This is a genomic window from Streptomyces sp. NPDC051569 (assembly GCF_044454085.1).
Taxonomy (GTDB): domain Bacteria; phylum Actinomycetota; class Actinomycetes; order Streptomycetales; family Streptomycetaceae; genus Streptomyces.
Genome location: NZ_JBITDJ010000038.1, coordinates 1 through 20,615 on the forward strand (window position 1 = coordinate 1; position 20,615 = coordinate 20,615).

The following is a 20,615-nucleotide window of genomic DNA, read 5'->3' on the forward strand; positions in this document are numbered from 1 at the left end:
GGCGTTCGTGATCGGACAACTCCAGCGGCAACGGCTTCGGACCAGGCATCGCCCCACCCTATAACCGCAAGCGAACTACCGACTCAGGACACTAGGGCCTGTATTGAGTTGTGATCAATGAGTGGTTCGCGTGAGGTCCTTGATCCAGATCATGGAGGCGCGGAGATGGAGTCCGGCGAGGTAGCTCTCGGGGGTCTTGTCGTAGCGGGTGGCTATGCCGCGCCACGCCTTCAGCCTGTTGGTTGGGTAGGCCGCGCGACGAGGTGCCTGCCATATGCAGGCCCTTTTCCGCACGGCCCCCCTCCGAACCCGCCGTACGAGTTTCCCCGTAACGGGCTCTCCAGTGACCTATTTCGTGACGCTGCTGGTTGGCTTTCCCGAGTGGATCATGTCATGGCAACCAGTGCAGACCACCAGAGTCTTGCGCCGTTTCTTCGCCATGACCTGACGCCATTCAGTAGGTGGATCTCCCCTGTCGAGGTCGGCGACTTTTCGGATGTGGTGCACTCGCACGTCTTCCGATGTCCCGCATAGCTCGCACTTCCCTTTCAAGAGCCGGGTAATCAGCTCTTTTCTGGGGCGGAGGTTGGCCACTTGACGGTCCGCGAGGACCGCTGCCTTCTGTCGCGTCAATGAGATTCCGCCGAATCGTGCGACCAGTGGCTTCCTACCTGCGCCGCGGGGGATGCTGGCTTCGAAGCATGTGCGGGACCCATATGGTGTCTCGACTTTGGCCTTGTAGCGGGCCGCCATCTTGGACACGGTCGAGCGATGCTTCGCTGCCAGTGTCTTGAGCAACGAGGTTTCCATGGCCCAACGCAGCCGATGCAATCGGCATACGTTGCCAGCCAGTAGGTAGTACTGGACGATGCCCCGGTATTCGGCTCCGTAGACGTTGACGATGGTGTAGTCGTCGTCGTTGAGGAGCTGCAACCGATGCGCGGGTTTTCCGCGACTGAAATACAGGGCTGCCTTCTCTCGAATCACCTTCGCTGGCACACGCAAGGCGATCGACCCGTTGGCCGTCCTGCGGCCCCGGGTTGCCTGCCTATCGTTGTACTGGACGGCGATCTCGTATCCGAGGAACGTAGCCGCGCCCTTGCGGGCGTGGGTGATCAGCGTCTTTTCTGGCGACATTTCCAACTTGAGGTCGTCGCGGAGGAATGCCGCGAGGCGCCGTTTGATCTCTTCGGCCTCGGATTTCGGCCCGATGAACCCTAGCAGGGTGTCGTCGGCGTATCGCACGTAACGCAGCCTTCGGTAGCCCGAATCATTCGGATCCACGCTGGAAATACTGCGCTGCTGCTTGCGAAGTGACCGGACTTCGGTCCGGTTGCCCCGCCTGCGGGCACGAGCGATCGCGTTGACCACCTCCAGGTAGGCAGGGTTGCGCACCCTGCTCTGCCCTCGGGTGTATTGCGGAATCAGAATCTTCTCGACAAATCTGTCCAGTCGGTGGAGGTAGATATTGGATAGAAGCGGGGAGAGTACCCCGCCCTGGGGTGCCCCACTGAGCGTGGCGCCCCAGGTCCAGTCCTCCATGTACCCGGCCTCAAGCATGTTTCGCACCAGCCGAAGAAACCGGCCATCGTGAATTCTTTCTGACAGGGTCTCGATGACGACTTGATGGTCGATCGATCCGAAACAGTCGGAGATATCACCTTCGATGAACCAGGTCGTACCCGTCCAGGCATTGCCCACCTCGGTTAAGGCCGTGTGGCATCCCCGTCCGGGCCGGAACCCGTGGGAACGGTCGGAGAACTGCGGCTCGTAGTACGCCTCCAGAAGGAGGCGCATCACTTCACCAACCAGTTTGTCCGTCCATGTCGGCAGCCCAAGCGGGCGGAGCTTCCCATTCTTCTTGGGAATGCTGACCCGCTTGACGGGACTGAATCGGTAGCGCTCGTGACGCATCGCATCGATGATGCGGCCGACTTGTCCAACGACATGCCGTCCACGGTTTCTTGAGTGACTCCCGGCGTCATCGCCCCTTTATTGGAGTAGATGCGGCCGTAAGCCACCAGGTACAACTGCGGATTAAACATTTGCCGATACAGTTCGTCGCACGGCAGTTCTAGCCTGCCGCGCTCACGAAGGATGCCTAACACCGTGTCGGCACTCTGCATTTCGCATACCTCCAGGTCTCGTTCGCATCCAGTCACCTGTGCCCCTTCGCCCTGCGAGCGGCTTTCCCGCTCTCCTTGACAGATCGTTACTCCTGCGACTACTACGAGCACTCCGTCGCCTTAGAGTTCGCACCCCGTAGGCGATCCCACGTTCGTCCTTGTCGTACGTCATAGCGTGACGTAGGCGCCCCACTCATCTCCTTGAATGCCCTCACTGGACATCGCCCCATGTCGCAGAGGGTGCGTCGGCCCCTGATCAAGGCCGCCACAGGACATGGCATCGGTTTCAGTAGCCTTTCCGATGGATGCGAACTTTCATCAACTGGAGATTGGGGTTCAGGCAATCCAGCTTTCGCCATATCACGCGGGCCCCTCAGTGCACCGTCCCTGGCAACTGAGCCCGGTCACTGATTGTCTGGCATGCTCTGGTCCCCATCACCTTTCGGATCCAGGTGAGCCATCAGGCCCAGGAATATCCCTCCAATTCCTCCCGGCTGAGCCGGGGATACAACAAGGCGCCTCGTGGCGCACATCAGGCGCTCGACGGTGTTGCGGTCCTTGTATAGCTCGGCGTCGTGGGTGAGGGGCCGGCCGCCCCGGCGGCCTTTCTTCTTCCGGTTGGCGGTCTGGTCCTTCTTCTCCGGGATGACGGCCTTGATGCTGCGTTTGCACAGGTAGGCGCGGTTGCCTCGGGAGGAGTACGCCTTGTCTCCGGCGACCGCGTCGGGCCGGGTTCGGGGACGGCCGACCGGGAGGCGAACCCGCACCTTGTTGAGCACGGGGATGAACTGCGGGCTGTCGGCGGCCTGTCCGGCGGTGAGCGTGAGGACGAGCGGTCTGCACTTGCGGTCGGCAGCGACGTGGACCTTGCTGGTCTGCCCGCCCCGCGAGCGGCCGAGCAGGGCGGCCTTCAGACGGAGCTTGCGGCGTCGCCGGACGCGTCGCCGTTCGACCCGCCGGGCCTCGACGTCGGTGTCCTGCCCGACTTGTTCCTCGCTGTCGCCCCCTTCGAGCGAGTCCTCTCCTCCTCGGCCGCCTTCTCCAGGGCATCCAGCGTCTCCGGATCAAGGTGCATCCCGGCGGCGTCGTGGTGGGCACGTGTAGTGGTGGAGTCCACGCTGACCAGCGAAAGGTCCACCTCGCCCCGCTCCGCAGCCTTCGCGATCAGACCTTCCAGCAGGTTCTCGAAGACCCCGGCATCCCGCCACTGGCGGAACCGGTTGTACACGGTGGGCCAAGCGCCGAACTCGGCCGGCATCTCCCGCCATTGCGCGCCCGAGCGGAACTTCCAGATCACACCCTCGAACTGCTCGCGCAGTTTCGTGGGGTACGGCCCGTACTCGCCGATCGGCAAGTACGGCTCCACGTACCCCCACTCCTCGTCCGTCAGCTGTCTCCGCGTCATGCACACCGGACTACAGGATCCGCCCCCGAAGCGACGGCGAATCCCGCAGATTGATCACGACTCGATACAGGCACTAGCGCCGGGAGCGGCACCGGCGATCACGGTCCCGGCGGGCGCCCTCCCGGTACTCGCCGCCGTGCCAGTACGTGGCAGGTACGAGAGCAGTTCCCGGGCGGCCGGGCCCGTGCGCTGCTCCTCGGGGAGGGCGGCCGAGACCTGCCACAGGTGGTCCTCCGCCCCGGCGATCTCCACGGTCCTGAGGGCGGCGGCCTGTTCCTTGCGGGCGATGGGGCGGGGCACCACCGCGATGCCGAGGCCGTGGCCCACCAGCTCGATCAGGCTGTGGACGTCGTTGACCTCCAGGGCGACCCGCCGTTCCGTCCGGGCCGCGCCGAAGGCCTGGTCGGTGAGGCCGCGCGCGCCCCAGTCCTCGTGGAAGTCGACGAAGACCTCGCCGCCCAGCTCGGCCCATTCGGCCTGTTCCGCCCCGGCCAGCGGGTGGTCGGGGTGGCAGAGCAGCACCATCGGCTCACGGGCCAGCGGTACCAGCCTGACTCCCTCGGGTACGGCCCCGGACAGGGCGACGAACGCCAGGTCGAGCCGCCCGGCCGCGACGTCCTCCACGAGTGAGGCGGAGCCGGCCTGCCGCAGCCGTACCTCGACTTCGGGGTGTTCGGACCTGAACCGCGCGAGCAGCCCCGGGACATGCACACCGGTGACGCACTGTTCCGTGCCGACCGACAGCGTGCCGCGCAGGAGTCCCTGGACCGCCGCGACCGCCTCCTTGGCGGCCCGTACGCTGGCCAGCGTACGGGCGGCCTCCACGAGCAGGGCGCGGCCCGCGCCGGTCAGCTCGACCCGGCGGGTGGAGCGGACGAAGAGCCGGGCTCCCAGCTCGCGCTCCAGGGCGCGTACGGAGGCCGAGAGTCCCGACTGAGAGACCATCAGCCGCTGGGCGGCCCGGGTGAAGTGACGCTCTTCCGCGACGGCGACGAAGTACTCAAGATGCCGGAGTTCCACGATTGAGAAGCGTAGTCGCTCAATGCGTTCGCTTTCTTCTATTGGACGCCTCGTGGGGGCAACGGCAAAGCTGGGGTGCCCGGTCGGCACCGGCCGGGCACCGCAGCAGGAAGGGCGCACCACACCATGAAGACTCGCCGCATCGGGGCCGTCGAGGTCAGCGCGATCGGTCTGGGCGGTATGCCGATGTCGATCGAGGGACGGCCCGACGAGTCCCGTTCCCTCGACGCCATCCACGCGGCGCTGGACGCCGGAGTGACGCTGATCGACACGGCCGACGCGTACCACGCGCACGCCGACGAGGCCGGTCACAACGAATCTCTGATCGCCCGGGCACTGGCCTCCCACGAGCGCGGCTCCGAGGTGCTGGTGGCCACCAAGGGCGGTCATGTGCGTCCGGGCGACGGCTCCTGGGCGCTGGACGGCTCGCCCGAGCACCTCAAGGCGGCCTGCGAACTCTCGCTCAAGCGGCTCGGCGTGGAGGCCATCGGGCTGTACCAGTTCCACCGTCCCGACCCGCGGGTGCCGTTCGAGGAGTCGGTCGGCGCCCTGCGCGACCTGCTCGACGAGGGCAAGATCCAGCAGGCCGGGATCTCCAACGCGAACCCGGAGCAGATCCGCTCGGCCAACGAGATCCTCGGCGGCCGGCTGGCCTCCGTGCAGAACCAGTTCTCGCCGGCCTTCCGCTCCAGCGAGCCGGAGCTGGAGCTGTGCGCGGAGCTGGGAATCGCGTTCCTGCCGTGGAGCCCGTTCGGCGGGATCAAGCACGCCGGTGAACTGGGCTCCACGTACGCCCCCTTCGCCCGGACGGCCGAGGCCCACGGGGTGAGCCCGCAGCAGGTCTGCCTGGCCTGGATGCTGGCCAAGTCGCCCTCGGTGGTGCCGATTCCCGGATCCAGCCGCCCGGAGACCATTCGCGACTCGGTCGCCGCGGCCGATCTCGTCCTGGACGCCGCGGAGCTGGCGGAGCTGGACGCGGCCTGACAGTCACGCGGCCGAACGGCCTGCCCGGATCCGGTGTCCGGGCAGGCCGTTCGTACTCAGCACCGTGCGGGCACGCGTGGCCCCCGGCTCAGAGGAGGCCGTCCTCCCGGTGGTGGATCTGCGACATCAGCTCCGCGGCGAGGGCCTTGATGGTGTCGAGACCGGTCCGTCCCCAGCGCCGGGGCTCGGTGTCGATCACGCAGACGGTGCCCAGGGCCATGCCCGTACGGTCGATGAGCGGCGCCCCGAGATACGAGCGGATGCCGATCTCGTCCACCAGCGCGTTTCCCGCGAACCTCGGGAAGTCGCGGACATCCTCCAGGACCAGCGCCTTGCGCCGTACCACCACGTACGGGCAGTAGCCGTGGTCACGGGCCATGAAGCGCTCGCCCCCGGCCCCCTGCGGGGTGTACAGACCGGCGGCGAACTGCCGTTCCTCGTCGATGAAGTTGACCATGGCGTACGGGGCGCCCGTCAGCTGCGACAGCCGCTGCGCGAAGGCGTCGAAGGCGGGCTCCGGACGCTCCCCGAGCCCGAGCCGGCGCAACCGCAGCACCCGGTCGGGCGCCTCCTGGTCGACGGGCGTGAGCAGCAGACGGCCGATCGGGTCGTACTTCATGCGCGTGCTCCGTCGCTCGGAGGTGTCCGGGGTGGCGGGGTTGTCCGGGACGGCCGGGACCCCGGGGGGGCCACCCGCGTCATTCGGCGTGCTCGGGCGCCGGGGCCAGGGCTGACGCCGAGTTGATCAGATGCTGGACGAGGGTCACCAGGGTCTGGATCCCCGAGCTGGCGATACGCGCGTCGCAGAGCACGATGGGCACCTCCGGCTTCAGGTCCATGGCTGCCCGTACCTCCTCCGGTTCATAGCGGTAGGAACCGTCGAACTCATTGACGGCCACGACGAATCCGATGCCGCGCCGCTCGAAGAAGTCCACCGCCGAGAAGGAGTAGTCCAGCCGTCTGGTGTCGGCGATGACGATCGCGCCGAGTGCGCCCCGGGAGAGCTCGTCCCACATGAACCAGAAGCGTTCCTGGCCGGGCGTCCCGAAGAGATACAGCACGTGCCGCTCGTCGAGAGTTATCCGGCCGAAGTCCATGGCCACCGTCGTCGAGGTCTTCGCCTCGACACCCGTCAGATCGTCGGTCGCCGCGCTGACCTGGGTCAGCAGCTCCTCCGTACTCAGCGGCGCGATCTCGCTCACCGCTCCCACGAAGGTCGTCTTACCGACCCCGAAGCCGCCCGCGACGAGAATCTTCAGCGCGGTGGGGAAGTGTTCAGAGCTGTCGTCGTAGACCATCGAGCACTGCCTCCAGCAGGAAACGGTCGGTGGGTTTGTCGAAGCCGGTGGGCGGACGTGCGGTGATCGCCCCGCAGTCCACCAGGTCCGAGAGCAGGACCTTGGTGACCGTCGCGGGAAGCTTCAGATGCGCGGCGATCTCCGCGACCGAGGTCGGCCCCTGGCAGAGGCCGACCGCCTGGGCGTGTTCGGGACCGAGATGTGTCTGGGGCACCGATCCCGTGGACATCACCAGGGTCAGCAGATCGAGTTCGGTCGTCGGCCGGGTCCGGCCTCCGCTCACGGTGTACGGGCGGATGAGCCGGCCGGCCGCGTCGTCGAGCCAGGGCCCGTCCTTCGGAACCGCCACGGTCAGTGCCCCATGGCACTCGGCGATGAGCCGGCGGCTTGTCGGAGCGGGGTGACCAGGTACGGCCGTACGCTCTTGACCAGCATCGCCATCTCGTAACCGAGGACCGCCGCGTCGGCCTCACGTCCGGCCAGCACGGCGAGACAGGTGCCCGAACCGGCCGTGGAGACGAAGAGCAGCGTGGAGTCGAGTTCGACCACGACCTGACGGACCTCGCCGCCGTCCCCGAACCGGGCACCGGCGCTGCGGCCCAGGGAGTACAGGCCGGAGGCGAGAGCGGCCATGTGGTCCGCGCTGTCGGGGTCCATGCCGTGCATGGACCTCACCAGGCCGTCGGAGGAGAGCAGCACCGCGCTGCGGGTGTACGGGACTCGCTGGACCAGACCGCTCAACAGCCAGTCCAGATCAGAGACATGACCGGTCGGCACGTCGCTCACCATGTGCGTCTACTCCTTGGGGGTGGTGTCGTGGCGCTGCGCTTCCGGCTGTTCCGGGAGCGGCTCCGACAGGGGGTCCGCGGGCTGCGGGCCGGACGGGATCGGGGATGGGGGCGGGGGCACGGACGAGGGCTGGGAGGAGGCCTGAGCCGGGATCCGGGACGAGGGCACGGACTGCGAGGACCGGGGCGGCTGGGACTCGGCGAGGCCGATACCGCGCTGGAAGGCGGCCATCAGACCGGGGTCATGGAGTTCCGGTTCTCCGGCGGCCGGTGTGGTGGGCAGGTCCCGCAGCTGCGGGACCAGGTGCTCCTGGCCGCGGCGCTTGGGCAGCCGGGGCCGGCTCGCGGTGCTGTGGATCGTGCCGTCACCGGTCAGGGCGTCGTCGCCGACCGCGCCGCCACCGGTCATACCGTCCGCCGGGTCGCCGAGCCCGGTGGCGGCACGCGGCCCGTGCTGACTCCGGTCGGCGTGGCTCGCTCCGGGGCGCGCGTCGGCGGGGGTGGGGCGGTCGGCGCGGTCACCGCGTACGGGCAGGGGCGCCGGCCCCGCCCCGTACGCCGGGGGCCGGGACCGCTCCGGGGCGGGCAGGGGTGCGGAGACGGGCGGCTCGTCCGGGCGCTGATGCTGTACGGGCATGGCAGGGGGCGACGGCAGGTGGCCGTCCCGGTCCGCCTGGTCGGAGCCGAGCAGCGCCTGCGGCAGGACCAGTACGGCCTGGATGCCGCCGTAGATGTTGGACTGGAGCCGCACCGCGATGCCGTGTCTGCGGGCCAGCGCCGAGACCACGAAGAGCCCGATCCGCCCGTCCTGGAGCAGATGCGCGACATTGACCTGGTCCGGGTCGGCGAGGAGGCCGTTCATCTTCTTCTGCTCGCCGACGGGCATCCCCAGACCGCGGTCCTCCACCTCGATGGCGAGCCCCGCTGTCACCTGCTGCACGCGCAGAAGCACTTGGGTGTGCGGGGCCGAGAACAGCGTCGCGTTCTCGACCAGTTCGGCCAGGAGGTGGATGACGTCGGCGACGGCGTGGCCGCGCAGGGTGCCGTCGATCGGCGGTACCAGCTTGATCCGGGGGTACTGCTCCACCTCGGCGATGGCGGAGCGCAGCACCTCGGTCATCGGGACGGGCTTGCTCCACTGGCGCCGGGAGATCGCGCCGCCGAGGACGGCGAGGTTCTCGGCGTGCCTGCGGATCCGGGTCGCCAGATGGTCGACATGGAAGAGACCTTTCAGCAGCTCCGGGTCCTCGACCTCGTTCTCCAGGTCGTCGAGCAGCTGGATCTCCCGGTGGACCAGGGACTGGAGCCGGCGGGCCAGATTGACGAAGACCTCGACCTTCTGTTCGTTGCCGACGCTGCTGGAGAGCCGGGAGGCCTGCACCACGGCGGTGATGGCACTCTCGTGCGACCTGGCCATCTCCTGTGCCAGCAGGTCGAGTTCGTCCCCGCCGGGCGAAGCCACCGCCGGGGGCGTACGCCGGGTGGGCACCCGTTCGCCGCGTCTGAGCTGTTCGACGACCGCCCGCAGGTCGGCCTGGCCGCGCGCGCTGGAGCGCCGCAGCGCGTTGCAGCGGCCGAGGACGGACTTGGCGGTGCGTTCCGCGCCGAGGGCGGCGGTGGCGACGGCGGCGAAGGCGAGCAGCGCCATGCCGACGAGCGCCATCCACACCTCGGCGGTGGGCTCGGCCGCGGTGGAGCGGAGGGCGATGACCACCGCGGCCGCGCCGCTGAGCGCGGCGACTATCGCCGGCAGGACGGCGGTGCGCAGGAGCTGTGGGCGTATGCGGGCGTCCGGCGCGGACGGCACGGCCGCCCGGCCCCTGGAGGGCAGCGAGCGGGTGCCCGGCCGGCCGTGCCGACCGCCCTCGCGGCGTTCCTGCCGCGCGACGGGTGCGCGAAGTTGAGACATCAGTGTCCTCGGTACGTCGGGCCCCAGGAACCGGCATGGCGCTGGCGCTGGTGGTGCGGCTGTGGCGCAGCGGCAGGACCGGCGCATGCCGCATGAGCCCTCCGTTGATCACCGAGCACACACAGTAGTTGGCAGGTGTTCGCGTGTGGTGGGCAGTTGACGAAGTTGCCCACAGAGCATCCCGCCCTGGTATGAGGCCTCGTACATCAGCACGAAATACTGCATTCGGGCGCGGCCGTGTGCGACCGGGGCCACAAGGTCGCGGCCATCAGGTCGACGCCATCGGGCCGAGGCCATCCGGTCGACGCCATCCGGTCGACGCCATCCCGTCGACGCCATCCCGTCGACGCCATCCCGTCGAGGCCATCCGGTCGACGCCATCCGGCCCTTACGGCGGCGGGCCTGCTGCGGACGAGTTCAGGCGGACGGAAGAATCACGGAGCGCGTGAGATGGCGCGGGCTGTCCGGGTCGAGGCCCCGCAGGTCAGCCAGGGCGAGGGCGAGGCGCTGGATCCGTACGAGTTCGGCCAGCGGGTCGAGCCGGCCCGCCACCCACAGCCCCCCGGTCGCCCGGACCTGTTCGGCCAGGCCTTCGGGGGCCGGCCCGAGCGCCCAGGTCGCCGTCGACTCCGTGGTGATGCTGATCGGACCGTGGCGGTACTCCATCGCCGGGTACGCCTCCGTCCACGCCAGGGCCGCCTCCCGCATCTTGAGCGCGCCCTCCTCGGCGAGACCGACCGCCCAGCCCCGCCCGAGGAAGGTGAACTGGACGCACTCGGTGATCCCCGGGGGGAGCGGACCGGCCAGGGCGGTCTCCGCGTCCGTGACCACCGCGTCGGTGTGCAGGCCCAGGTGGGCGCGGAGCAGGGTGAGGGCCGTGGTGGCGAAGCGCGTCTGCACGACGGACCGTTCGTCGGCGAAGTCCAGGACGACCAGATCGTCGGCGGCCGACCGCACGGGGGCGGCGGGGTCCGCGGTGATCGCGGTCGTCCGGGCCGTCCCCCGGACCGCCGCGAGGAGGTGCAGAACCTCGGTGGTGGTCCCGGAGCGGGTCAGCGCCACGATCCGGTCGTAGCGGCGCCTCCCGGGGAACTCGGAGGCGGCGAAGGCGTCGGTCTCGCCGAGCCCGGCGCCTTCGCGGAGCGAGGCGTAGGCGCGGGCCATGAACAGCGAGGTGCCGCAGCCGACGACGGCCGTACGCTCACCGGGCCGGGGCAGTTGATCGTCCAGCCCTCCGGCCAGTGCCGCCGCCCGGCGCCAGCACTCGGGCTGGGTGGCCAGTTCCGTCTCCACGAACGTCACGCGCGTCTCCACTCCCCTGTTCCCGCTCCCCTGTCCCCACCGCTGTCCCCGCCGCCCGGAGCCGCCGGTCCCGGAGCCCGCTGCCCCAGGACCGTGACGAACCCCCCGGACCCGCTACGCCGAGGGCGCCGTCTCAGCCGTCTCCTCCGCTTTTCCCTGGTGGGCGTCCGTCCCCGGCGCGGCGTCCGCGACCGCGAGGGGGGCCGCCGCCAGGGGCCGGCCGCCCACCGGCGTGGCCGCGACGGCCCGCCACCACGGAGCGGAGGGGACGTCGTCCCCGGTGGGCTCGAAGGGCTGGCCGGGGCGGGGCAGCGCGAGCCCGGCGCCCGCCTCCTCGGCCGCCGCGACCGTGCCCTCCCCCGGTTCCGCCCACGGATGCGGGGCCAGGTTGAACGTGGCCCAGTGGATCGGCAGCATCACGCCGGACGGCCGGTCGCCCTGGAGGTCGAGATGGGCGCGCATCCCCTCGGCCGGGGTCATGTGGATGTCGGGCCAGTACTCGCTGTACGCACCGATCTGGATCATTGTGGCGTCGAAGGGGCCGTGCTCGGCGCCGATGTCGCGGAAACCGGGGAAGTAGCCGGTGTCGCCGCTGTGGTAGATCCGGTGGTCCGGTCCCGTGACGACCCAGGACGCCCAGAGCGTGTGCTGCTGGTTGCGCAGGCCCCGGCCGCAGAAGTGGCGCGCGGGGGTCGCGGTCAGCCGGATGCCGGCGATCTCGGCGGACTCGTTCCAGTCGAGTTCGCGCAGCCGCGACGGGGGTACCCCCCAGCGCTCCAGATGCGCGCCGACGCCGAGCGGCACGGCGAAGACCGTGTCCGTGGAGGCGAGGGCCTTGATCGTGGGCAGATCGAGGTGGTCGTAGTGGTCGTGGGAGATCACGACGACATCGACGGGCCCGAGCGAGGCGAGGGGTACGGGCACGGGGTGCAGCCGCTTCGGGCCCGCGAAGGCGAAGGGTGAGCAGCGGTTACCCCATACGGGGTCGAAGAGCACGCGCCGGCCGTCGATCTCGGCGAGCACGGTCGAATGGCCCATCCAGGTGATCCGCAGGCCCGAGGCCGGGGGCGTGGCGAGTTCGGCGAGGGTGGTGGCGTACACGGGGATGGTGCCGGTCGGGACGCGCCGCGCCCGTGCTTCCTTCTGGAAGTAGATCTTCGCGAACTCCAGCCCCGAACCGGACGGTCTGGTCCTGGCACCCACCGGGTTCTGGAACACTCCGTCGGCGAAGTTCGGCGAGCGGTGGATCCGCTCCAGCCTCTCCCCGGCCGAGTCGGCCCCGAAGGCCACGGGTCGCAGCGAGCGCAGCCGGGAGCGCAACGTAAGGGGGGAACCAGCGCCGGTCACGGCACCTCCTGGAGGTTCGATGTCGTCCTCATTATGGCCGGGGGCGTACGTCCGTGCGGTTCGAATAGACCGGAGCGACCCCTCCCCGCCTACGCCGGAGGAACGTCGTTTCCGCCCGGCGGGTTCCCGGCCGGCGGCCACCGCCGGTCTCCGCTGCCCCGGGCGCCCCGGCATCCGACCCGCCCGCCGGTGTGCGGCGTGACCTCGGGCGACAGGCGGTCGCATGGAGCCGTCGGGTGGAGCGGGGAGCCCAACCACGTGACCGTGACCGTGCCGGTTTTCTCCACGGACGGCCGGCGGGCCGCCGCCCGGAGGAGTGCGCCGCCCTCGGCGCGCCTGCGGGCGCCTACGCCTGTACGGGCGCGGGCGGTACGGCGCTCATCGGCCCGGACGATCTGCTCGCGGCCCCGGCCTCAGCCCCGGGCAGGACGCCCCCGCGCGGGAATCGCCGGACAGGAACCGCCGGTCGGAAGCCGCCGCGCGGAAGCGGCAGCTCGGAAGCCGTCAGTGCTTCAGCGGCAGCAGATCGGGACGCTTGGCCACGACCTGGTCGCCGGAGGACTCGCCGCGCAGCCGGCGCCCGATCCACGGCACCAGATGTTCGCGCGCCCAGTGGATGTCGTCGCGCCGGACCTCGAAGGTGCCGCGCGGCGGTTGCGGCGGCCATGTCTGGTCCGGGTCGGCGGGGACGTCGAGGCCGAGTACCTGTGCGGCGCGCAGCGCGACGCGGGTGTGTCCCTCGGGTGACAGATGCAGCCGGTCGCTGTCCCAGGCCCGCCTGTCCTGGACGGACCTGAGGGACCAGAGGTCGAGCACGGGGCAGTCGTAGCGGTCGGCGATGGACCGCACGTGCGCGGTGTAGGTGGCGATCTTGCCGCGCAGATGACGCAGGACGGGGACGCCCCGGGTGTCGAAGCCGGTGGTCACCATGACGGTGCCGACGGCCCCGGTGAGGTCGGCCACGGCCCGCTCGAAGCGCTCGGCGACATCGTCGGGGTCGGTGCCGGGGCGGATGATGTCGTTGCCGCCGGCGCAGAAGGTCACGAGATCCGGGGCCATCCGCTTCGCCCGGGGTATCTGCTCGGCGACGATCTGGTCGAGGAGGCGGCCGCGTACGGCGAGATTGGCGTACCGGAAATCACCGTGGACGAGGTCCGTCGTCTCGCCGGTGACCGGCAGTTGATCAGCGAGCAGGATGGCGAGCCGGTCCGCCCAGCCGACGTACAGCCCGTCGGGTCCTGGATCTCCGACGCCCTCCGTGAAGCTGTCACCGATCGCCGCGTACGACCCGAATACGCCGCTTCTTCTTGATCTCGCATCGTCTGCCACAGCCGCACATCTTTCACCTGCGGATGTGACCTACGCGACCGTAAGGAGGGATTGACGCGGGGTGAGATAAACCACCGGTCACATTTGGGCCAAGCCGGAATAGGCGAAACGCCTCCGCCCGGCACATGCGTGCCGGGCGGAGGCGTACCGAAGCGTGGGACCGGATCCGGTCAGATGGAGACGCCGTGGCCGCGGAGGTACGCCAGCGGGTCGATGTCCGAGCCGTAGTCCGGGCCGGTGCGGATCTCGAAGTGCAGGTGCGGCCCGGTGGAGTTACCGGTGGAACCGGAGAGCCCGATCTGCTGGCCCCCGCTGACGGTCTGTCCGGCCGAGACGGCGAGGGAGGAGAGGTGAGCGTACTGCGAGTAGCGGCCGTCGCCGTGCTGGATGACGACCTGGTTGCCGTAGGAGCCGGCCCAGCCGGCCGAGACGACGGTGCCCGGGCCGACCGCCTTGACGACGGTGCCGGAGGAGGCCAGGAAGTCGACACCGGTGTGGTAACCGCTGGCCCAGCTGCTGCCGGAGGCGTGGTACGAGGTGCCGATCCCTACGCCGGAGACGGGCGCGGTGAAGCCGGAACCGCTGCTCTGCGCCGGCGCGGCGGGCTGCGCGGCGGGAGCCTGGGTCTGCGCGGTGGGAGCCTGGGTCTGCGCGGCGGGAGCCGCCTGGGGAGCCTTGACCTCGGGCTTGGCCGGGGCCGCCGCCTGGGGCTTGCTCTGCGCATGGGGCTTCGCGGGCGCCGGGGCCACGTGGTGGTGGGCCGCCCCGGCCTTGGCGCCGAGGGTGAGCTTCAGGCCCGGGTGGATCAGCGACGGGTTGGCGCCGATGGCCCGGCGGTTGTCGTTGTACAGCTTGTGCCAGCCGCCGCGGACGTTCTGCTCCTGGGCGATCTTGGACAGGTAGTCGCCGGAGACGACGGAGTAGGTCCGCACGGTCTCGGCGGCGGCGTGCTTCACGACGGACTTCGCCGGGGACGCGGTCCGCTCCGCGGTGGTGGCGGTCTGCGGGGCGGCGGTCTCGGCGGCGTGCGCACCGGTCGCACCGATGAGCGGCAGCGCGATGACGGCTCCGCCCGCACCTACGGCGATGAGACCGCGGGCGATCGGGTTGGCCTTGGTACGACGGTGCTTACCCTGCACGGGCATGACGAATTTCCTCTCCGACGCCTTCGAGGTGAGCTGTCGGGTTCGGGCTGGAGATGCCCGGTCGCGCCAGCTGCGCGACTTAACCCCGAGCCGGTCCGGATATCCGGACCGGCGTACTTACCTGGGTCCCCCGCTCCTGCCACACGTGGATGGGTGGGTGTGAATTCCGGGCGGCGGCAGGATTCGGCGTTCCGCTCGGATTGAGGCTGAACGTAAGCGAGCCCGGAGCGCGGGAACAAGCCGATCATTTCCGCCGTTGACTCACACTTCGATATCGCTCCGGATTTCCGGTGACCCTGCGTGGATTACCGATCTTCACTTTCCTTATGGAGCGGGAATTCCGCTTCGCCCGACCGCCACGGAACGTCACGGATGAGATCCCGCTCACGGGCCCCAGCCCATCTCCCCCTCGATCGGGGCACGTTATGCGAAATAGCTCAATACGGACAGATCGCCATTTAACCGATATTCCCCCGCCGGCAGGTCCACGTGGCTCCCCTGCGGAATCCCGGGTTTCCGTTCCGGGGAAGCCGGTCCCGCCGGAATGCGATGTCGTAGGGTCAGGGACCGGCACCGTGGGCGAGCAGCGCCGACGGCAGACACGGAGGAGCAGGCCGTGACGCAGCAGCAGCCGGAGGTCCCGTCGACCGAGCCCGCGCTGACCGGGGTGCGCAATTTCCGCGACGTGGGCGGGCTGCCGACCACGGACGGCCACCGGGTGCGGCCGGGCCGGCTCTTCCGCAGCGGCCACCTCGCCGGCGCCTCCGCGGCCGACGCCGCCTTCCTCTCCTCCCTCGGCCTGCACACGGTCTTCGACTTCCGCAACGCGGCCGACCTCAAGCTCGACGGGAGGGACGTGGAGCTGCCCGGCGTACGCAACGTGAACATCCCGCTCACCGACCCCGCCGACGGCGCCGAGTTCTGGCGGATGGTCAGGGACGGCGATCTCGACCAGCTGCGCTCGCTGCTCTCGGAGGGCAGGGCGGCGGCCCGGATGACCGACTCGTACCGGGCGATCATCACCGACCGCACCGCCGAGCTCAGCCAGGTGCTGCACGCCCTCGCCGAGGACAGCGTCCCGGCGCTCCTGCACTGCGCGGCGGGCAAGGACCGGGCCGGCCTGTCCGTCGCGGTGACCCTCCTCGCGGTCGGTGTCGGACGCGAGGCGATCGAGGCCGACTATCTGAAGTCGAACGACCCGCACCGCCGTTATCTCGTCCGCCGCGGCGACAGCTCGGCCTCCGGGACGTCACCGGAGGTGATGGAGCTGCTCAGCCCGCTCTTCGACGCCCGCGCCGAATACCTCGCCGCGGCCTTCGAGACCATCGGGAAGACGTGGGGCGGCGTCGACCGCTATCTGGCCGAGGGCCTCGGGATCGGCCAGGAGACCCGCGAGCGGCTGCGCGCCCGCCTTCTCGACGAGGGCTGACCGGCGGATACGGGCCGGGCCCGCGCCCGCCGCCCGCTACTGCCCCCGCGCCCCCAGGTGGAAGAGCAGGTAGAGGAAGCCCGCGAAGAGATGACCGGCGACCAGATAGGCGAAGAGCCGGATGACGAGTCCGCGGGGGAACGTCTTCTCCTCGTTCACGCGCCTCGGCCCGCCTTCGTTCACGCGCCTCGGCCCGCCTTCGTTCACGCGCCTCGGCCCGCCTCCGGTGGCGGCCGGGTCCCGCTCCGGGTCCTGCTCCCGTTCGTGTGTCAGCGACATGGCTCGGTACCTTTCCGGTCAGCGGCGATGAGCGCGGCCACCGAGACACAGCTCGGCGGCGGGGCTCTGCAGCAGGGTGTGGACGAAGAGCAGCTCGGTCCCGCCGGGTCCGGCCGCCGCGATCCGGTGCGGGGTGAGTGAGTCGAAGTGCGCACTGTCCCCCGGGTCGAGGACGTGTACGGCGTCCCCGAGGCTCAGCCGCAGCCGTCCGCCGAGGACATGGATCCACTCCTCCCCCGGATGTACGCGGACGAGGTCGCCCTGCGCGCCGTACGGCACCTGGACCCGCAGCGGCTGCATGGCCCGGCCGGGGGCGCCCGCCTGGTGGTACGTCCAGCCGTCGGCCTCGACCGGGTCCGTGCGGCCGGCCCGGACGACGGGGTCCCGCTCCGGGGGCAGTTCGCCGAGCAGTTCCGAGACGGTCGTACCGTAGACGCGGGCCAGGGCCAGCAGCAGGGGCAGGGAAGGCTGCCGGCGGCCCGTCTCCAGACGGGAGAGATGGGCGGGTGACAGCCCCGCCCGCCGGGCCGCGGCCTCCAGCGTGAGCCGGCGGTTCCGGCGCAGCTCACGCAGCCGGGGAGCGACGTCGGGCAGTTCTCCGGGGAGCTCGTGGGGCGGTGGCCCCCCGGGCGGAGGTTCGGCCGGCCCGCCGGCAGGAGATGTGCTCATGTGCCCATTCCGCCAGGAACTTTTCCTCCGAGGCAAATTCCTTGCCTCAGAGGCAAAAATTCCGGCCGGGCGCGGGTCCGGGACCGTCGCGCCCGGCCGGTGCCGGTGCCTGCGTCTACCGGTTGGCGACCGCCTGCTTCACGAGTGTCCTGCCGAAGTCCCACATCAGTCCGCCACCGCCGTGGGCGTCATCCATGACCGCGGTGAACGCCGCGACGAAGCGTTCGACCTCCCGCTCCCCGATGGTCAGCGGCGGGATCAGCTTGATCACTTCCAGATGGTCACCGGAGACCTGCGTGAGGATGCGGTGCTTCTGGAGCAGCGGTACGACCACCATCTGCGCGAAGAGTCCCTTGCGGGCCGCCTGGAGCATGGTCCAGCGGCCGCGCAGTTTGATCGAGTTCGGCCGGCCGAACTCGATCCCGATCATCAGGCCCCGGCCGCGTACGTCGTACAGCAGCTCGTAGCGGTCCACCAGCGCCGCCAGCCGCGTCCTGAGCAGGTCTCCGGTCACCCGCGCGTTGGCGACGGTCTGTTCGTCCTCCATCACCGACAGGACGGCCAGGCCCGCCGCCATGGCCTGGGCGTTGGAGCCGAAGCTCGCGGAATGGACCAGCACCCGGTCCATCGACGAGTAGACCTTCTTGAAGATCCAGTCCTTGCCGAGGGTCGCGCCGACCGGCACGTAACCGCCGGAGAGCGCCTTCGCCACACAGACCAGGTCCGGCTCCACGCCGTCCTCGTGCTGGTAGGCGTAGAAGTCCCCGGTCCTGCCGAGGCCCGTCTGCACCTCGTCGGCGATGAGCAGCGCCTTGTGCCGGCGCAGCAGTTCCTGGGCGGCGCGCAGGAAACCGGGCGGGCTCTCGTGCACGCCCTTGCCCTGGATCGGTTCGACGACGAATCCGGCGACGTCGCCGCGCCTCAGCTCCCTCTCCAGTGCGTCGAGATCACCGAGCTCGATCGCGGTGTCGGGAAGCAGCGGGGCGAATCCGTCGCGGAAGCCGTCCTCGCCGTTGACCGACAGCGAGCCGGTGGTGAGCCCGTGGAAGGCGTGCGCGCAGTAGAGGATCCTGGGCTTGCCGGTCGCGTACCGGGCGAATTTGAGGGCGGTCTCGACGGCTTCCGTGCCGCTGTTGCCGAAGAACACCCGGTCCAGGTGCGGGCTGTGGGCCAGCAGTTTCTCGGCGAGCAGTCCGGGCAGCGGCTGGCAGTCGAAGCGGGTGAGGTCGGCGAGAGAGGCGTCGAGGACGTCGTGCAGCGCCTTGCGTACGACGGGGTGGTGGCGGCCCAGCCCCATGACGCCGAAGCCGGCGAGCATGTCCAGATAGTCGTTGCCGTCCTCGTCCCAGAAGTAGGCGCCCTCGGCCCGTTCGTAGACCCGGTCGAAGCCGATGGTGTGCAGCATGCGCGGCAGTTGGTGGTTGAGGTGCTTGGTGTGCAGCTCGTAGCGCTCGGCGCCGCGGTCCGCGAGCAGCCGCATGAGGTCGAATCCCTTGGCCTCGTCGAACTGCGCGGACTCGTTGGACTGGCTCATCGCTTGTTCTCCTTGCGTGCCAGGGCGGCACTGATCCGTCCTGCGATCTCCACCGGTGTGAGGCCGATGTCGGCCAGTACCTCACTCCGTTTGGCATGGGCCAGGAACTGTTCGGGGATGCCGTACGTCCGCAGGGGTACGTCCACCCCCGCGTCGCGCAGCGACTGGCTGACGGCCGAACCGACGCCGCCGCTGCGGCTGTTGTCCTCGACAACCGCGACCAACCGGTGCCCGGCCGCGAGCGGCGCGAGCTGTTCGTCGACGGGCTTGACCCAGCGCGGGTCGACCACCGTGCAGCCGATCCCGCCCTCGGCGAGCAGTTCCGCCGCCCCGAGGCAGGCGGGGGCGAGCGCCCCGACCGCCACCAGCAGCACGTCGGCGTCCTCCGCGCGGCGCAGCACGTCCATACCGCCCACCCGTCCGACGGCCGGGACCGGGACGCCCACCGACTCCTTGGGGAAGCGCACCACGGTCGGCGCGTCGTCCACGGCGACGGCCTCGCGCAGCTGGGCGCGCAGTTGTCCGGCGTCGCGCGGCGCCGCGATCCGCAGGCCGGGTACGCACTGGAGGAAGGACATGTCCCATATGCCGTTGTGTGAGGGCCCGTCGGAGCCGGTGATCCCCGCCCGGTCCAGGACGAAGGTGACGCCGCAGCGGTGCAGCGCGACATCCATGAGCACCTGGTCGAAGGCGCGGTTCAGGAAGGTCGCGTAGACCGCGACGACGGGGTGCAGCCCGCCGGTGGCGAGCCCGGCCGCGGAGACCACCGCGTGCTGTTCGGCGATGCCCACGTCCCAGACCCGGTCGGGGAAGCGCTCGGCGAATTCCGTCAGCCCGACGGGGTGGAGCATGGCGGCCGTGATCGCCACGACGTCGGGCCGCTCCGCGCCGATGGCCGCGATCTCGGAGCCGAAGACGGAGGTCCAGGACGGGCCGCTGGGCGGTACGAGCGGTTCGCAGGTCAGCGGGTCCATCACGCCGACCGTGTGGAAGCGGTCGGCCTCGTCCGCCAGGGCGGGCTGGTAGCCGTGGCCCTTCTCCGTCAGACAGTGCACGAGCACGGGTCCGGGGAAACGCTTGGCCCTGCCCAGCGCCGCCTCCACCGAGGCGATGTCGTGGCCGTCGACGGGTCCGATGTACTTCAGTCCGAGGTCCTCGAACAGGCCCTGCGGGGCGAAGGTGTCCTTGAACCCCTTCTTGGCGCCGTGCAGCGACCCGTAGAGCGGCCGTCCCACGACCGGTGTGCGCTCCAGTACGTCCTTGCCCCAGGCCAGGAACTTCTCGTAGCCGTCGGTGAACCGGAGCGTGGCGAGGTGGCGGGCGAGACCGCCGGTCGTCGGGCCGTAGGACCGCTCGTTGTCGTTGACGACGATGATCAGCGGACGGTCCCCGGCCGCCGCGATGTTGTTGAGCGCCTCCCAGGCCATGCCGCCGGTGAGGGCCCCGTCCCCGGTAACGGCGACGACATGGCCGTCCCGGCCCCGTACGTCACGGGCCTTGGCCAGTCCGTCGGCCCAGCCCAGCACGGTGGAGGCGTGCGAGTTCTCGATGACGTCGTGCTCGGACTCCTCGCGGGAGGGATAGCCCGAGAGGCCGCCCTCGCCGCGCAGTTTGGAGAAGTCCTGTCTGCCGGTGAGGAGTTTATGGACGTAACTCTGATGTCCGGTGTCCCACAGAATGCGGTCGACCGGCGAATCGAAAGCCCGGTGCAGGGCGATGGTCAGTTCCACCACCCCGAGATTGGGCCCGAGATGTCCGCCGGTTCTGGCCACCGCTCGGACCAGGAACTGTCTGATGTCCTCGGCGAGTTCGTCGAGTTCGCCGGCGGTCAGCGCCTTGAGATCGCGCGGCCCCCGAATATTCTCCAAGATCGACACGCTCGGGCCCCCTCTCGCTACTTTCAGCTCACGGTGACGGCGGGAGCCCCCGAGGGCACCCCTGCGACCTCCATGGATCCGGCGATCTTCATCGCCTCTTCGATGAGGGTCTCCACGATCTTCGACTCCGGGACGGTCTTGATGATCTCGCCCTTGACGAAGATCTGACCCTTG

At 69.9% G+C, this 20,615-nt stretch carries 16 protein-coding genes, 3 pseudogenes and 1 riboswitch; of the genes and pseudogenes, 2 read left to right on the forward strand and 17 right to left on the reverse strand.

What is annotated here, in order from left to right; genetic code table 11:
• Positions 1-348 precede the first annotated feature (348 nt).
• The 3 genes and pseudogenes from ACIBAE_RS29060 to ACIBAE_RS29070 form a co-directional block, all read right to left on the reverse strand.
• A pseudogene (locus tag ACIBAE_RS29060) lies at positions 349-2,126 on the reverse strand (reverse transcriptase domain-containing protein).
• 404 nt (positions 2,127-2,530) lie between these two features.
• A pseudogene (locus tag ACIBAE_RS29065) lies at positions 2,531-3,531 on the reverse strand (transposase).
• Between the two features lie 54 nt (positions 3,532-3,585).
• Positions 3,586-4,551: a LysR family transcriptional regulator gene (locus tag ACIBAE_RS29070; RefSeq protein WP_399291211.1), complete on the reverse strand. Its 966-nt coding sequence runs from the start codon at positions 4,549-4,551 to the stop codon at positions 3,586-3,588.
• 126 nt (positions 4,552-4,677) lie between these two features.
• Here ACIBAE_RS29070 and ACIBAE_RS29075 point away from each other — a divergent pair, with 126 nt between their 5' ends.
• Positions 4,678-5,535 (forward strand): aldo/keto reductase, encoded by an 858-nt coding sequence (locus ACIBAE_RS29075; RefSeq protein ID WP_399291212.1) that lies wholly within the window; start codon positions 4,678-4,680, stop codon positions 5,533-5,535.
• Between the two features lie 88 nt (positions 5,536-5,623).
• Here ACIBAE_RS29075 and ACIBAE_RS29080 read toward each other — a convergent pair whose 3' ends face one another.
• The 9 genes from ACIBAE_RS29080 to ACIBAE_RS29120 all read right to left on the reverse strand — a co-directional run bounded on the left by ACIBAE_RS29080 (position 5,624) and on the right by ACIBAE_RS29120 (position 14,653).
• Complete coding sequence (locus ACIBAE_RS29080; RefSeq protein ID WP_399291215.1) at positions 5,624-6,154, reverse strand: GAF domain-containing protein; 531 nt, start codon at positions 6,152-6,154, stop codon at positions 5,624-5,626.
• Positions 6,155-6,233: 79 nt separating this feature from the next.
• Positions 6,234-6,833 carry a GTP-binding protein gene (locus ACIBAE_RS29085; RefSeq protein WP_399291217.1) on the reverse strand — a complete coding sequence of 200 codons (600 nt, stop codon included), beginning with the start codon at positions 6,831-6,833 and terminating at the stop codon, positions 6,234-6,236.
• Entirely contained in the window at positions 6,811-7,182 is a 372-nt protein-coding gene (locus tag ACIBAE_RS29090) for a DUF742 domain-containing protein (RefSeq protein WP_399291220.1), read from the reverse strand. Before ACIBAE_RS29090 ends, ACIBAE_RS29085 begins: the two co-directional genes overlap by 23 nt.
• 2 nt (positions 7,183-7,184) lie before the next feature.
• Positions 7,185-7,622 (reverse strand): roadblock/LC7 domain-containing protein, encoded by a 438-nt coding sequence (locus ACIBAE_RS29095; protein ID WP_399291223.1) that lies wholly within the window; start codon positions 7,620-7,622, stop codon positions 7,185-7,187.
• A 6-nt stretch (positions 7,623-7,628) separates the two neighbouring features.
• Positions 7,629-9,530 carry an ATP-binding protein gene (locus tag ACIBAE_RS29100; RefSeq protein ID WP_399291225.1) on the reverse strand — a complete coding sequence of 634 codons (1,902 nt, stop codon included), beginning with the start codon at positions 9,528-9,530 and terminating at the stop codon, positions 7,629-7,631.
• Positions 9,531-9,947: 417 nt separating this feature from the next.
• Entirely contained in the window at positions 9,948-10,832 is an 885-nt protein-coding gene (locus tag ACIBAE_RS29105) for an SIS domain-containing protein (protein WP_399291228.1), read from the reverse strand.
• Between the two features lie 114 nt (positions 10,833-10,946).
• On the reverse strand, positions 10,947-12,179 hold the full coding sequence (locus ACIBAE_RS29110) for an MBL fold metallo-hydrolase (protein ID WP_399291230.1): 1,233 nt from the start codon (positions 12,177-12,179) through the stop codon (positions 10,947-10,949).
• A gap of 504 nt (positions 12,180-12,683) precedes the next feature.
• Positions 12,684-13,508 carry an SGNH/GDSL hydrolase family protein gene (locus tag ACIBAE_RS29115; RefSeq protein WP_399291233.1) on the reverse strand — a complete coding sequence of 275 codons (825 nt, stop codon included), beginning with the start codon at positions 13,506-13,508 and terminating at the stop codon, positions 12,684-12,686.
• Between the two features lie 170 nt (positions 13,509-13,678).
• Positions 13,679-14,653, reverse strand: a complete 975-nt coding sequence (locus ACIBAE_RS29120) for a peptidoglycan DD-metalloendopeptidase family protein (protein ID WP_399291236.1) — start codon at positions 14,651-14,653, stop codon at positions 13,679-13,681.
• 3 nt (positions 14,654-14,656) lie between these two features.
• A riboswitch (cyclic di-AMP (ydaO/yuaA leader) is annotated at positions 14,657-14,819 on the reverse strand.
• A 450-nt stretch (positions 14,820-15,269) separates the two neighbouring features.
• Between ACIBAE_RS29120 and ACIBAE_RS29125 the strand changes: the two genes are divergently transcribed.
• A complete protein-coding gene (locus tag ACIBAE_RS29125; protein ID WP_399291239.1) occupies positions 15,270-16,082 on the forward strand; it encodes a tyrosine-protein phosphatase in 813 nt (270 codons plus the stop codon).
• Between the two features lie 36 nt (positions 16,083-16,118).
• Here the strand turns inward: ACIBAE_RS29125 and ACIBAE_RS29130 are convergent, their stop codons facing one another.
• The 5 genes and pseudogenes from ACIBAE_RS29130 to ACIBAE_RS29150 form a co-directional block, all read right to left on the reverse strand.
• Positions 16,119-16,265 carry a DUF6126 family protein gene (locus ACIBAE_RS29130; RefSeq protein WP_399291250.1) on the reverse strand — a complete coding sequence of 49 codons (147 nt, stop codon included), beginning with the start codon at positions 16,263-16,265 and terminating at the stop codon, positions 16,119-16,121.
• A gap of 114 nt (positions 16,266-16,379) precedes the next feature.
• Positions 16,380-17,030: a helix-turn-helix domain-containing protein gene (locus ACIBAE_RS29135; protein WP_399291242.1), complete on the reverse strand. Its 651-nt coding sequence runs from the start codon at positions 17,028-17,030 to the stop codon at positions 16,380-16,382.
• A gap of 115 nt (positions 17,031-17,145) precedes the next feature.
• Positions 17,146-18,564, reverse strand: coding sequence for an aspartate aminotransferase family protein (locus tag ACIBAE_RS29140; RefSeq protein WP_399291246.1), 1,419 nt, complete (start codon positions 18,562-18,564; stop codon positions 17,146-17,148).
• On the reverse strand, positions 18,561-20,441 hold the full coding sequence (gene dxs / locus ACIBAE_RS29145; RefSeq protein ID WP_399291248.1) for a 1-deoxy-D-xylulose-5-phosphate synthase: 1,881 nt from the start codon (positions 20,439-20,441) through the stop codon (positions 18,561-18,563). The genes ACIBAE_RS29140 and dxs overlap by 4 nt, the downstream gene beginning before the upstream one ends.
• A 23-nt stretch (positions 20,442-20,464) precedes the next feature.
• Positions 20,465-20,615 (reverse strand): annotated as a pseudogene (locus tag ACIBAE_RS29150) (4-hydroxy-3-methylbut-2-en-1-yl diphosphate synthase); the annotation flags it as partial.